Source organism: Caulobacter sp. GW821-FHT10F06 (assembly GCF_058809215.1).
On record NZ_JBXASK010000004.1, the window covers coordinates 398,591 to 411,632 of the forward strand.

9 protein-coding genes are annotated in these 13,042 nt (G+C 68.2%); 7 read left to right on the top strand and 2 right to left on the bottom strand.

All coding sequences use genetic code 11. The features are described 5' to 3' along the window. Nucleotides 1-418: 418 nt before the first annotated feature. From AC1RUS_RS11280 to AC1RUS_RS11295, 4 genes are read left to right on the top strand one after another with little or no spacing between them, the layout of a single operon-like run. Nucleotides 419-3,850 carry a response regulator gene (locus AC1RUS_RS11280; protein ID WP_492916030.1) on the top strand — a complete coding sequence of 1,144 codons (3,432 nt, stop codon included), beginning with the start codon at nucleotides 419-421 and terminating at the stop codon, nucleotides 3,848-3,850. 9 nt (nucleotides 3,851-3,859) lie between these two features. Further along, nucleotides 3,860-4,684, top strand: a complete 825-nt coding sequence (locus tag AC1RUS_RS11285; RefSeq protein WP_492916032.1) for a CheR family methyltransferase — start codon at nucleotides 3,860-3,862, stop codon at nucleotides 4,682-4,684. Continuing rightward, entirely contained in the window at nucleotides 4,681-5,256 is a 576-nt protein-coding gene (locus AC1RUS_RS11290) for a chemotaxis protein CheB (protein WP_492916034.1), read from the top strand. Before AC1RUS_RS11285 ends, AC1RUS_RS11290 begins: the two co-directional genes overlap by 4 nt. Next, a complete protein-coding gene (locus AC1RUS_RS11295; RefSeq protein ID WP_492916036.1) occupies nucleotides 5,253-6,392 on the top strand; it encodes a hybrid sensor histidine kinase/response regulator in 1,140 nt (379 codons plus the stop codon). The genes AC1RUS_RS11290 and AC1RUS_RS11295 overlap by 4 nt, the downstream gene beginning before the upstream one ends. A gap of 11 nt (nucleotides 6,393-6,403) precedes the next feature. Here the strand turns inward: AC1RUS_RS11295 and AC1RUS_RS11300 are convergent, their stop codons facing one another. Together AC1RUS_RS11300 and AC1RUS_RS11305 are read right to left on the bottom strand one after the other, a co-directional pair. Next, the gene (locus AC1RUS_RS11300) at nucleotides 6,404-7,306 is read right to left on the bottom strand and encodes an aldo/keto reductase (protein ID WP_492916038.1); all 903 of its coding nucleotides are present in this window, start codon (nucleotides 7,304-7,306) and stop codon (nucleotides 6,404-6,406) included. Between the two features lie 29 nt (nucleotides 7,307-7,335). Further along, complete coding sequence (locus AC1RUS_RS11305) at nucleotides 7,336-8,220, bottom strand: alpha/beta hydrolase (protein ID WP_492916040.1); 885 nt, start codon at nucleotides 8,218-8,220, stop codon at nucleotides 7,336-7,338. Between the two features lie 176 nt (nucleotides 8,221-8,396). On the opposite strand from AC1RUS_RS11305, the gene AC1RUS_RS11310 reads away from it, so the two are divergent. From AC1RUS_RS11310 to AC1RUS_RS11320, 3 genes are read left to right on the top strand one after another with little or no spacing between them, the layout of a single operon-like run. Continuing rightward, the gene (locus AC1RUS_RS11310) at nucleotides 8,397-10,673 is read left to right on the top strand and encodes a TonB-dependent receptor (protein WP_492916042.1); all 2,277 of its coding nucleotides are present in this window, start codon (nucleotides 8,397-8,399) and stop codon (nucleotides 10,671-10,673) included. 17 nt (nucleotides 10,674-10,690) lie between these two features. Next, nucleotides 10,691-11,755 carry an LLM class flavin-dependent oxidoreductase gene (locus AC1RUS_RS11315; protein WP_492916044.1) on the top strand — a complete coding sequence of 355 codons (1,065 nt, stop codon included), beginning with the start codon at nucleotides 10,691-10,693 and terminating at the stop codon, nucleotides 11,753-11,755. Nucleotides 11,756-11,759: 4 nt separating this feature from the next. After that, nucleotides 11,760-13,031: an MFS transporter gene (locus AC1RUS_RS11320; RefSeq protein WP_492916046.1), complete on the top strand. Its 1,272-nt coding sequence runs from the start codon at nucleotides 11,760-11,762 to the stop codon at nucleotides 13,029-13,031. Nucleotides 13,032-13,042 lie beyond the last annotated feature (11 nt).

The following is a 13,042-nucleotide window of genomic DNA, read 5'->3' on the forward strand; positions in this document are numbered from 1 at the left end:
AGCTCGCCGCGCACCGATTGGGTCAGTGTTAGGTTGTTTAGGGGCCCCTTTGGGCCAGCGTTAGGTTGTTTGCTTGGTTTGTACCGTTGTCCGGTTTTCAACGATTTCAATTACTTGCCTGGACAGACCCAACTTGGAGCGACAAACGCGATGGAACCTTTGCCTTTGCGGACCGTTACACGGACCGCGCGAGGGGCGCGCGGTCGGGGGTTTCCGGGTGTTTGTCGAGTTTTTGGCGTCGCCGAGCGTAGGCGAGAACAGTCCAGAGTCGCGGAGCGTAACGGCGCTTTTCCCTGTCCCAACGGCCGCTGCAGTCCCGGTCGCGCCGCCGGCCGGAGCTCGCTGAGCCCGCCTAATCGTTCGCTTCGCGGCCTTGGCCGAGCGAGCCGTGTCGAACACCCTTCATCTTGAGAATCCCATGTCGCTGATCGAACCGCGTGGCGCGCTGTCCCCCCGCTCGAAAGTGGAAAGCTGGACGACGCTGGGTCTGGCGCTGGTGCTGGCCTTCTTCCTGATCAGCGGCGTCATCGCCTATCGCAACATCGAGGTGCTGCGGGTCAACAACGAGAAGATCCGGCACACCCATCAGGTGCTGATCTCGATCGACGACTTGCTGTCGACCACCCAGGACGCGGAGACCGGCCAGCGCGGCTATCTGCTGACCGGCAACGACCGCTATCTGGAGCCCTATCAGAGCGCGGTCGCGGACGTGATCTCGCGGATCGAGACCGTCCGGTCGCTGACCAAGGACAACCCGACCCAGCAGGCCAATCTCAACAAGGTCCAGCGCCACCTCGACGCCAAGCTGGCCGAGCTGGAGGAAACCATCGGCCTGCGCCGCACCAAGGGCGTCGAGGCTGCGCTGTCGGTCGTCACCACCGATCGCGGCAAGGTCGAGATGGACGCCGTCCGCACCCAGCTGGACGTGATGCGGCAGGAAGAAAACCGCCTGCGTCAAATCCGCGTCGCCGAGATGGACGCGGCCTATGGCACGGCGCTGGCCAGCGGCGTGCTGTCGGGCCTGCTGGGCGCGGCGCTAACGGCCGTCGTCTACGTGCTGATCCGCCGCAGCACCCGGGCTCGCGCCCGTCAGGAATGGCTGCAGTCGGGCCAGGTCGGACTTTCCGACGCGATGATGGGCGACCAGTCGGTGGCCGAGCTGAGCGACAGCATCCTGAGCTTCCTGTCGCAATATCTCGGCGCTCAGGCCGGCGCGCTGTTCAAAGGCGAGAGCGGCCAATTCTACCGCGCCGCCGCCTTGGGCATCGCCGCCGACGCGGATGTTCCGCTGCGCTTCGGCGTCAAGGAAGGGCTGCTGGGCAAGGTCGCCGCCGACGGGCGGACGATGGTCGTCCGCGACGTGCCCGAGGGCTACCTCACCATCGGCTCGGCGCTGGGCCGCGACAAGCCGCGGCATCTGGTGCTGGTGCCCGCCCATGCCGACGAGATGGTCAACGCCGTCATCGAACTGGGCTTCCTGCACGCCGTCGACGATCGCGTGATCGAGCTGCTCGACCAAGCCTCGGCGTCGATCGGCATCGCCCTGCGCTCGGCGCGCTATCGCTCCGAACTGCAGAACGTGCTGGAGGAAACCCAGCGCCAGGCCGAGGAGCTGCAGGTCCAGAGCGAGGAGCTGCGGGTCTCCAACGAGGAACTGGAAGAGCAGGGCCGGGCGCTGAAGGAATCGCAGGCGCGGCTGGAGCAGCAGCAGGTCGAACTGGAACAGACCAACAGCCAGCTGGAGGAACAAGCCCAGACGCTGGAAACCCAGCGCGACGAGCTGGAGCGGACCGGCGCGGCGGTGGCCCTGAAGGCGCGCGAGCTGGCCCAGGCCAGCCAGTACAAGTCCGACTTCCTGGCCAACATGTCCCACGAGCTGCGCACGCCGCTGAACTCGCTGCTGATCCTGTCCAAGCTGCTCAGCGACAATCCCGACGGCAATCTCTCGGGCGAGCAGGTCAAGTTCGCCCAGACCATCGCCTCGTCGGGCAATGACCTGCTGGTGCTGATCAACGACATCCTCGACCTGTCGAAGATCGAGGCGGGCCATATCGAGGTGCGCCCCGAGAGCGTCGCGGTCCAGCGTCTGACGAACGACCTGCGCCAGCTGTTCCAGCCGGTGGCCGACGAGCGCAAGCTGGACTTCGAGATCGAGGTCGCCGCCGGCGCGCCGGCGCTGATCGAGACCGACCGCCAGCGTCTGGAACAGATCCTCAAGAACCTGCTGTCGAACGCCTTCAAGTTCACCGAGACCGGCGGCGTGCGGCTGAAGATCTCGCCGGCGGGCGCCGACAGCCTCGCCTTCGCGGTGACCGACACCGGCATCGGCGTGCCGCGCGAGCAGCAGGACAGCATCTTCGAAGCCTTCCGCCAGGCCGACGGCACCATCAGCCGTCGCTATGGCGGCACGGGCCTGGGCCTGTCGATCTCGCGCGAGCTGGCCCGCCTGCTGGGCGGCGCGATCACGCTGGCGAGCCGGCCCGGCGAAGGCAGCACCTTCACGATCACCATCCCGCGCGCCTACGACCCGGCGCGCGTGGGACCGCGCGAGCAGCCCCTGCCGGTCGAGGTCGCGCCCGCCATCGCCGCGCCGGCGCGGTCGCGGCGCGCCAAGCCCTTGCCCCAGACGGTCGAGGACGATCGCGATCAGCTGACCAACGGCCGCCGCGTGTTGCTGATCGTCGAGGACGACGACAAGTTCGCCAGCATCGTGCGCGACCTCTCCCACGAGATCGGCTTCCACTGCCTGGTGGCCGGCACGGCCGAAGAGGCCCTGAAGCTGGCCAAGCAGTACAAGCCCAGCGCCGTGGTGCTGGACGTGGGCCTGCCCGACGAGTCGGGCCTGATGGTGCTGGATCGCCTCAAGCGCGACGACGCGACCCGTCATATCCCGATCCACGTGGTCTCAGCCAACGACCACAGCCAGACCGCCCTGTCGCTCGGCGCGATCGGCTACTTGGTCAAGCCAGTCAAGCGCGACGAACTGGCCGAGGTGCTCAAGACCCTGCAATCGAAACTGGCCAGCACGGTGCGGCGGGTGCTGATCGTCGAGGACGACGCCGTTCAGCGCGAGGCGGTCGGCAGGCTGCTGACCTCTGGCGATGTCGAAACGATCGGCGTCGGCACCGCGGCCGAGTGCCTGGAGCAGCTCAAGCAGAACACCTTCGACTGCATGGTGCTGGACCTCTCCCTGCCGGACGCCTCTGGCTATTCGCTGCTGGAGACGATCAGCCAGGACGGCGGCCACGCCTTCCCGCCGGTCATCGTCTATACCGGCCACGATCTGTCGGCCGACGACGAGCAGCGGCTGCGCCGCTATTCCAGCTCGATCATCATCAAGGGCGCCAAGTCGCCCGAGCGCCTGCTCGACGAGGTGTCGCTGTTCCTGCACCAGGTGGTGTCCGAGCTGCCGCCCGAGCAGCAGAAGATGATCCAGAAGGCCCGCAACCGCGACGCCGTGCTGGAGGGCCGCCGCGTGCTGATCGTCGAGGACGACATCCGCAACGTCTATTCGCTGTCCAACGTGCTGGAGCCGCGCGGGGCCGTCGTCGAGATCGCCCGCAACGGCCAGGAGGCGATCGCAGCCCTGGCCCGCTCGGCCGAGGATCCCTCGCGCGCCATCGACCTGGTGTTGATGGACGTGATGATGCCGGTCATGGACGGCCTGACCGCGACGCGGCAGATTCGCGGCGACGCCAAGTGGGCCAAGCTGCCGATTCTGATGCTGACCGCCAAGGCCATGCCCGACGACCAGGAAAAGTGCATCGCGGCCGGCGCCAACGACTACATGGCCAAGCCCATCGATGTGGACAAACTGCTGTCGCTGGTCCGTGTCTGGATGCCCCGGTGAGCGTGATCCGTGCCTGAAGCCATCGAGGACCTTGAGATCCAGCTGCTGCTGGAGGCGCTCTATCAGCGCTATCACTACGACTTCCGCCACTATGCCCGGGCGTCGATCAAGCGGCGGCTGGTCCAGGCCCGCGACCAGCTGGGCTTTGCCAGCATCTCGGCGATGCAGGAGCGGGTGCTGCACGATCCAGCCGCCCTGCCGCGCCTGCTCGGCTACCTCACCGTGCAGGTCAGCGAGATGTTTCGCGACCCGTCCTACTTCCGGGCGCTGCGCGAGAAGGTGCTGCCGCACCTTCGCACCTATCCGTCACTGAAGGTGTGGATCGCCGGCTGCAGCGAGGGCGAGGAACTCTATTCCCTGGCCATCCTGTTCCGCGAGGAGGGCCTCTACGAGCGGACCCTGTTCTACGCCACCGACATCAATCCGGCGGCGCTGAGCGCGGCGGAGGCCGGCGTCTATTCGCTCGACCGTATCCGCAAGTTCACCGAGAACCATCAGAAGTCGGGCGGCAAGTCTTCGCTGTCGGACTACTACACCGCCGCCTATGGCCGCGCGGCCTTCGACAAGACGCTGCGCAACCGCGTGGTGTTCTCCGACCACAGCCTGGTGACCGACGCCGTCTTCGCCGAGATGCACCTGATCTCGTGCCGCAACGTGATGATCTATTTCGATCGTCCGCTGCAGGACCGGGCCATCGGCCTCTTCCGGGACTCGCTGGCGCGCAAGGGCTTCCTGGGCCTGGGTTCGAAGGAGAGCCTGCGGTTCTCCAGCCATGTCGCGGCCTTCTCCGACTTCGTGCCGGTCGAAAAGATCTATCAAAGGCGCGAACCGTGAGCGGGGAGCCGATCAGAGCGGTCGTCCTCGGCGCGTCGGCCGGCGCGGTCCAGGCGCTGCTGACCATCCTGCCCGCCCTGCCGGCCGACTACCCCTTGCCCTTGCTGGTGGTCGTCCACGTGCCGCCGGATCGCGACAACATGCTGGTGCCGCTGCTGCAGGCCAAGTGCGAGATCGCGGTGCGGGAAGCCGAGGACAAGGAGCCGGTGACCGCCGGCGTGGTCTATTTCGCCCCGTCCGACTATCATCTGCTGGTCGAGACCGACGGCAGCCTCGCCCTGTCGACCGACGAGGCGGTGAACTATTCGCGCCCGTCGATCGACGTGTTGTTCGAAAGCGCCGCCGACGCCTATGGACCCGGGCTGGTCGGCGTGATCCTGACCGGCGCCAACCACGACGGCGCCGCGGGCCTCAGGGCGATCGTCGATGCGGGCGGCGCGGCGCTGGTCGAGGACCCCGCCGGGGCCTATGCGTCGGCCATGCCCCTGTCGGCGCTGGAGGCCTGTCCTTCCGCGCAACGCATGAACCTGGATGCGATCGCGTCCTACCTGTCGAGTTTGAGGACCGCATGATGGTCGCGGAAAAGCCGATCAACTTCCTCCTCGTCGATGACCTCGAAGAGAACCTGCTGGCGTTGGAGGCCCTGCTTCAGCGCGAGGGCCTGACCTGCCTGAAGGCGCGCTCGGGCGAGGAGGCCCTCGAGCTTCTGCTGGTGCACGACGTCGCCCTGGCGCTGCTGGACGTTCAGATGCCCGGCATGGACGGCTTCCAGCTGGCCGAATACATGCGCGGCAACGAGCGCGCCCGGCATATTCCGATCATCTTCGTAACCGCCGGCACCGCCGACAACCTGCGCCGCTTTCGCGGCTACGAGGCTGGCGCGGTCGACTTCATCCAGAAGCCGATCGAGGCCGACGTCCTGCGCAGCAAGGCCAACGTCTTCTTCGACCTCCATCGCCAGCGCCAGCAGATCGAGCGCCAGCGCGACGAACTGGAGGCCGCCGCCCAGGCCCTGCGGCGGGCCGATCGCCACAAGGACAGCTTCCTGGCGGTCCTGGCCCATGAACTGCGCAATCCGGTCGCGGCGCTCAGCGGCGGCCTGCATCTGCTGGCCAAGGACCTGTCGCCCGAGCGCTCGCAGGACATCCGCACCCGGATGGACCGGATGCTGATCCACCTCTCCCACCTGGTCGACGACCTGCTGGACGTTTCGCGCGTCAGCCAGGGCAAGATCTCGCTGAAGAAGGAGCGGGTGGCGCTGGGCGACATCCTGCAATCGGCGATCGAGGCCAGCCAGCACATCATCGACGCCGGCGGCCACACGTTCACCGCCGAGATCCCCGACGAGGCGATCTGGCTGGACGCCGACCATACGCGCCTGGCCCAGGTGGTGGCCAACCTGCTCAACAACGCCGCCAAGTACACGCCTTCGGGCGGAACGGTGTCGCTGGTCGCCAGCGCCCGCGACGGCGTGGCCGAGATCCGGGTCACCGACACAGGGGTCGGCATCCCGCCGCAGATGCAATCGCGGATCTTCGAGATCTTCGCCCAGGTCGAGGATCACCTCGCCAAGGCGCAGGGCGGCCTCGGCATCGGCCTGGCGCTGGTCAAGCAGTTGGTCGCCCTGCACGGCGGCGCCATCGACGTGGAGAGCGCTGGCCAGGGCATGGGCAGCACGTTCACGGTCCGGCTGCCCATTATCGACTAGCGCGACCGGCCTCAGGGCAGAGAAACGCCCCGGCTTGCGGTCAGCACGGCGTACCACTGCTGGCGACTCATCCGCACCGTCAGCGCCTCGGCGGCCTGACGGATGCGCGCGACGCTTTGCGACCCGACGATCGGGATCGGTCGGGCCGGATGGGCCATGATCCAGGCATAGGCCACGGCCGCGCGGCTGACGCTCTGTTCGGCGGCGATGGCGTCCAGCGCGACGATCACGGCGCGGGCGCGATCGTCCGTCCCCTCGCCGCCCAACCGTCCGCCCCCTAGGGGCGACCAGGCGAGCACGCCCAGGCCTCGCTCCAGCGCCTGGTCGAGAATGCCGTCCGACAGCGGATCGATGGCCAGGGCCGAGAACTCGGGCTGGATGCTGGCCAGCGGGAAGTCGAGATGCGCCTGGAGGGCCGCGACCTGGGCGGGCGAATAGTTGGAGACGCCGACCTCGCCGATCTTGCCGGCCGCGCGCAGTTGGCTCAGCACCTCGGCGACCTCGGCCGGATGGGCCAGGCTGTCGGGCCGATGGATCTGGTAGAGGTCGATGCGCTCGACGCCCAGCCGGGTCAGCGAAGCCTCGCAGGCCTCCGTCAGATAGAGCGCGCTGGAATCGTAGGGCGCGCCGGGAATGATGCCGCCCTTGGAGGCCAGCACCATCCGCTGGCGCAGATGCGGCGCCTGGCGCAGCACCGCGCCCAGCAGAGCCTCCGCCGAACCGAAGCCGGCCGGGGTGTCGACGCCATAGATGTCGGCGGTGTCCAGCAGGGTCAGGCCCGTGTCGAGGGCCGTCTCGACCAGGGCCTGGGCGGCGTCGACCGACTCGCCCTTGAAGCGCCACATGCCCCAGGCCAGCGGCGACACCTCCAGCGCGCTGCGGCCCAGGCGACGGGTTTGATCGGGAAGGCTCATCGGACTCGGACCTCGGGAAGAAAACAGGATCAGGGCTTAGCCGCGCCGAGCGCGTTCAGCCAGGTCAGGAAGAGACTTGGCCACGCACCGACCGATGAACCCGCCGGGGTTCGCAGGCCAAAGCCATGGCCGCCGCGCTCGAAGACGTGCAGCGCAGCCTCCGCGCCGGCGGCCCGCCAGGCCTTGAACGCCTCCAGGCTGTTGTCGACCGACACGCGGGGATCGTCGGCGGCGTGGAAGAAGAAGGTCGGCGGCGGCAACTTGGGCGCGCCGCGATAGAGCATCGCGCGCGGCGAGGCCGGCACGTTGAGATAGGCATAGCCCAAGCCGAGAAAGTCGATGCGCAGCGGCGCGGCGTCGGCCTCGTCCACCGGTGCGTAGGAGACCTCGGCGGCGCGGCTGGCCAGGGCTCCGGCGATCGTGCCGCCGGCCGAGAAGCCGAGCACACCGATCCGGCGCGCGCCGGTGCGCTTGGCCAGCAGCCGCAAGGCCCGCGCCGCGTCGTCCAGCATCACGTCCGCGCCCTTGGCCCAGCCCTCGCCCGGCAGCCGGTAAAGCAGCCCGCCGGCCGCGATCCCCGCGCCCGCCAGCCAGCGGCAGACCTCCTCGCCCTCCTTGTCGAAGACCACGCGGTTGAAGGCCCCGCCCGGGATCACGAGAATGGCGGTGTCGGACCCGCCCGCCGGCCGGTGAAGACTGAGGCGAGGCTCGCGCACGCCGGAGATGTCGCGACCCTTGCGGCCTTGGTCCTCGACCTCGCGCGCGGTCTCCTGGACCGTGACGCCCTCGCCGCCGGGCGCGCCGGCCGGCCACAACTTCAGCATCTCGGTTTCGATGCGCGGCGCGGCCTGGGCGGCGGCGGTCGCGAGACCGGGCGCGGCGAGCGCGGCGGCCAGGAGGGTGCGTCTGTCCATGGGAAGCTCTCCTTAGATCCTCTTAGAGCGACGCCGTAGCAGAGACCGGCTGGTCACCGCTTTTCGAATTCCTATTAATCCTATAGGAAAATATGAGTATCGATATTCCATTCCCTCAAGCTAAGCCCCGGCCGCACGCCGCCAGAGAGCGGTCCTAGTCACCTTGGGGGTGTTTGATGTCGTTGTTCCGTCCCGCGTCTCATCGCGCGATCCTCGCCGCCGCGCTTCTCGCCGGCTCCAGCGCGCCCGCCCTGGCCTGGGCCGCCGATGCGCCCGACGCGTCCGACACCCGCCTGGACGAGATCGTCGTCACCGCCCAGCGCCGCTCGGAGAACGTGCAGAAGGTGCCGATCGCCGTGACGGTGATCACCGGCGAGGACCTGGAAAAACGCCAGACCTTCTCGGCCGAACAGCTGGTCCAGCAGGTGCCGTCGCTGACGTTCCGCAAGGGCACGACCAACGTCAACTCATCGCTGAACATCCGCGGCATCGGCACCACCTCGTTCTCGGCGGGCTCGGAGCCGGCCGTGTCGACCGTGGTCGACGGCGTCGTGTTCGCCCGCTCGGGCCAGGCCTTCTTCGACTTCTTCGATGTCGAGCGCATCGAGGTGCTGCGCGGCCCGCAGGGCACGCTGTTCGGCAAGAACGCCTCGGCCGGCGTCGTCTCGATCGTCACGCGCCGCCCGTCGGCGACGACCAAGGGCTTCGCCGAAGCCAGCTATTTCGAGGGCGACGAGTATCGCCTGCGCGCCGGCGTTTCGGGCCCGATCAGCGACACGCTGCGCGGCGGCGTCACGGCGGTCTATGGCAAGTACGACGGCTCGGCGACCAACGTCTATGACGGTTCCAAGGTCAACGGCTACGAGCGCGTGGGCGTGCGCGGCAAGCTGGAATGGACCCCCAGCGACGACCTGACGGTCAGCCTGATCGCCGACACCGTCAACGCCGTCGACAACGGCTCGGCCGATGTCATCGGTTACGCCACGCCGGGCGACGCGATCATCGCCCAGGAAGCGCCGCTGAAGGTCGGCCCGAGCAACCGCGACATCAACAACGACGTTGCGCCGGTCACCAAGGACAGCAGCTGGGGCTATTCGGGCCAGGTCGACTACAAGCTGGGCGACTACACCCTGACCTCGATCACCGCCTGGCGCGGCTGGGGCAACACCGAGGTCCGCGACGGCGACTACACCTCGGTCCTGGGCTGGCGGACCGGCACGGCGTCCTCGCGCGACGTCGGCGTGCTCGACTTCCACCAGTTCACCCAGGAAGTCCGGCTGGCCTCGCCGACCGGCGGTTTCCTCGATTACGTGGTCGGCGCCTTCTACTACAAGACCAAGCAGGACAACTATTTCAACCGCACCAACGTCGCTTGCACCAGCACCACCCTGGCCGGCGGGGTCTGCGCCACCGGTTCCTCGACCTTCGCGGTGACCTCGAACGGCACGGCCAATTTCACGACGGAGCTGGAGAACTACGCCGGCTTTGGCCAGGCCAACCTGAACTTCAGCAAGCGCCTGCGCGGCGTGGCCGGCCTGCGCTGGTCGCATGACCAGATCAGCTTCGACTTCCAGCGCGTCTCGGCCTTCCCGACCGCAACGGCGGGCGTGCGTCCCACCTTCACGGCCGCCGGGACCACCACGACGGACGGCGTCTCGGGCCGCGTCGGCCTGCAGTACGACTTCTCCGACGCGGTGCTCGGCTACGTCAACTACTCGCGCGGCTACAAGGGCCCGGCGATCAACGTGTTCTTCAACATGCAGGCCTTCGACACCCTGCCGCTGGAGCCGGAAACCTCGGACGCCTATGAGGCCGGCCTGAAGAGCACCCTGTTCGACCATCGGCTGGTTCTGAACCTGGCGGCCTTCACGACCAAGTTCAAAGGCTTCCAGACCACCAACTTCGACACCGTGGCCGGCACCATCGTCAGCCGCCTGGTCAACGCCGGCGAGGTCTCGACCAAGGGCCTGGAAGTCGACGCCGTCGCCCGTCCGGTCAAGAACCTGACCCTCAATGGCGGCGCCAGCTACACCGACGCCAAGATCGAGCGCTTCTTCTGCCCGGCCGGTTCGCCCGCCACCTGCTCGGCCGTCAACGGTCAGCCGCTTGGCACGCCGAAATACCGCTGGAGCCTGGCTGCGGACTACCGCATCGAGACCGCCGCCCTGCCCTTCGACATCGGGCTGAACACCTCGGTCTCGCACCAGGGCGCCAGCCGACCCAACGCCAACAACCCGGTGCTGGGCCCGGCGCCCGAAGGCTTCGACCTGTGGGACGCGACCGTCAGCCTGCTGGATCGCCAGGACCGCTATCGCCTGGCATTCATCGTCAAGAACATCGGCGACGAGTTCTATACGACGGCGAAAATACCCAGCACCTATATCCGCCAACAAGTGCCGCGTGATTCCGAACGCTATGTCGGCGTCAGCCTGCGCGCCAACTTCGGCCGATAAGACCAGGAGCTCCCAGCTTGACCGCACCGTGTGAAGTCTCGTGGTTCTCGGCGCTCTGTGACGACGACTACGAATTTCTCGGCGTCCCCGACCCCGCGCTGCGGTCGAGCTGGGAACACTGCCGCAACATCGCCCTGACGGCCGAACAAGGCGGGTTCGACAACCTGCTTCTGCCATCGGGCTATGGCCTGGGGATCGACACCCTGGCCTTCGCGGCCGGGATCGCACCCCTTCTCCAGCGGATGCGCCTGCTGGCGGCGGTGCGGATCGGCGAGGTCTGGCCGCCGCAACTGGCCCGCCAGCTGGCGACCATCGACCAGATGCTGGGCGGCCGGCTGACGGTGAACATCATCTCCAGCGACCTGCCTGGCGAGACCCTGGCCAGCGGTCCGCGCTACAAACGCACCGTCGAGGCCATGGCCCTGCTGCGCGCCTTCCTGAACGGCGAGAGCGTCGATTTCGACGGCGAGTTCTACAAGCTCAAGCTCGATCCGCCGCGTCTGCGCACCGTGTCGGGCCGCGCCCCGGCCTTCTATTTCGGCGGCCTGTCGGAGGACGCTCGCGAGGCGGCCGCCGAGGGCGCCGACGTCTATCTGATGTGGCCCGACCGCCAGGAGGTGGTGCGCGACACCATCGCCGACCTCGCCGCCAGAGCGGCGAAGCGCGGCCGCAAGCTGAAGTTCGGCTATCGCGTCCACGTCGTCGTCCGCGACACCGAGGAAGAGGCCCGCGTCGCCGCCGACCGCCTGCTGTCACGCCTGGATGCGGCGACCGGCGAGGCGATCCGCAACCGCTCGCTCGACAGCCAGTCGTTCGGCGTCCGCCGCCAGGCCGAGCTGCGCGAAGCGGCCGCCGGCGACGGCTTCGTCGAGGACAATCTGTGGACTGGCATCGGCCGGGCCCGCTCGGGCTGCGGCGCGGCGATCGTCGGCGATCCCGACCAGGTGCTGGCCAAGCTGAACGCCTATCGCGACCTCGGGATCGAGGCCTTCATCCTGTCGGGCTATCCGCACCAGGCCGAGGCCGATCTCTTCGCCCGTCACGTCCTGCCCCGCCTCGACCACGCCCCGCTGGAGCTTTGAGGCCATGACCCTTGGCGCACCCTCGCCCGCCCCAGCGGCGGCCGGACCGATCGTGACACGACGCTGGCTGCTGCTGGGCTTCATGGTCGCGGCCAACATCCTCAACTATGTCGACCGGCAGGTCATCGCGATCCTCAAGCCGATCATCGAGCAGGACCTGGGCTGGACCGACGCCGACTACGGGACTTTGGCAGCGATCTTCCAGTTCTCGGCCGCCGTGGCCTTCGCCTTCACCGGCTGGATTGTCGACCGCCTGGGCGCGCGCCTGGCCGCGCCGGCCGGCGTGCTGACCTGGAGCCTTGCGGCCATGGCCCACGGCGCGGCCACCACGCTCGGCCAGTTCGGCTTTGCGCGGGCGGCTCTTGGCGCGACGGAGTCGATGGGCACGCCCGCCGGGGTCAAGGCGATCGGCGCCCTCTTTGCGGACCGCATGCGCTCGGTGGCGTTCGGCATCGCCAATGGCGCGGCCAATATCGGCGCCATCGTCACCCCGCTGGTCCTGCCGTTCCTGGCCATCGCCGTCGGCTGGCGCGCCTCGTTCGTGATCGTCGGCGCGCTGGGCCTGGTCTGGGTCGGCGCCTGGTTCTTCGCCGCCCGCAAGAGCGACCTGCCGCGCGAGGCCCGCGATCCCACCGACAAGGGCCAGGTCCGCGCCATGCTGGCCGACCGCCGCACCTGGGGCCTGGCCGGCGCCAAGGCGATGTCGGACCAGGTCTGGTGGCTGATGCTGTTCTGGGCTCCGGACTTCTTCCACCGTGTGTTCGATCTGACCATGAAGGAGCTGGGCCCCGCCCTGGCCGGCGTCTACGGCCTGGCGGCCCTGGGCTCGGTGGGCTCGGGCTGGATCGCTTCACAACTGCTCAAGCGCGGCCATAGCCTCAACACCGTGCGCAAGGGCTCGATGCTGGTCTGCGCCCTGCTGGTCACCCCGGTGCCGCTGGCCGTGCTGGCCCACAACCACTGGATCGCGGTGGCGCTGCTGGGCCTGACCCTGGCCGCTCACCAGGGCTTCTCGGTCAATGTCTTCGCCACCATCACCGACGTCATCCCCAAGGCCCGCGTCGGCACGGTGACCAGCTTCGGCGCCCTGTGCGGCAACTTCGCGGGCATGGGCATCGTCTATCTGGCCGGTCGCATCCTGACCGCCGGTCTCGGCTATCTGCCGCTTCTCCTGATCGCGGCGGTCTCGTATCTGGTGGCCCTGGGCTGGCTGCAGCTCTGGATTCCCCGTCTTCAACCGCCGCAGGACACGGTCCTCGACGGCGCTTCTTCATAGTGAGCTTGAGT

Bases quoted from the DNA above. Each gene is read 5' to 3' on its own strand.
- AC1RUS_RS11280 (WP_492916030.1), top strand. From the start codon at position 419: ATGTCGCTGATCGAACCGCGTGGCGCGCTGTCCCCCCGCTCGAAAGTG.
- AC1RUS_RS11295 (WP_492916036.1), top strand. From the start codon at position 5,253: ATGATGGTCGCGGAAAAGCCGATCAACTTCCTCCTCGTCGATGACCTC.
- AC1RUS_RS11300 (WP_492916038.1), bottom strand. From the start codon at position 7,306: ATGAGCCTTCCCGATCAAACCCGTCGCCTGGGCCGCAGCGCGCTGGAG.
- AC1RUS_RS11305 (WP_492916040.1), bottom strand. From the start codon at position 8,220: ATGGACAGACGCACCCTCCTGGCCGCCGCGCTCGCCGCGCCCGGTCTC.
- AC1RUS_RS11310 (WP_492916042.1), top strand. From the start codon at position 8,397: ATGTCGTTGTTCCGTCCCGCGTCTCATCGCGCGATCCTCGCCGCCGCG.
- AC1RUS_RS11320 (WP_492916046.1), top strand. From the start codon at position 11,760: ATGACCCTTGGCGCACCCTCGCCCGCCCCAGCGGCGGCCGGACCGATC.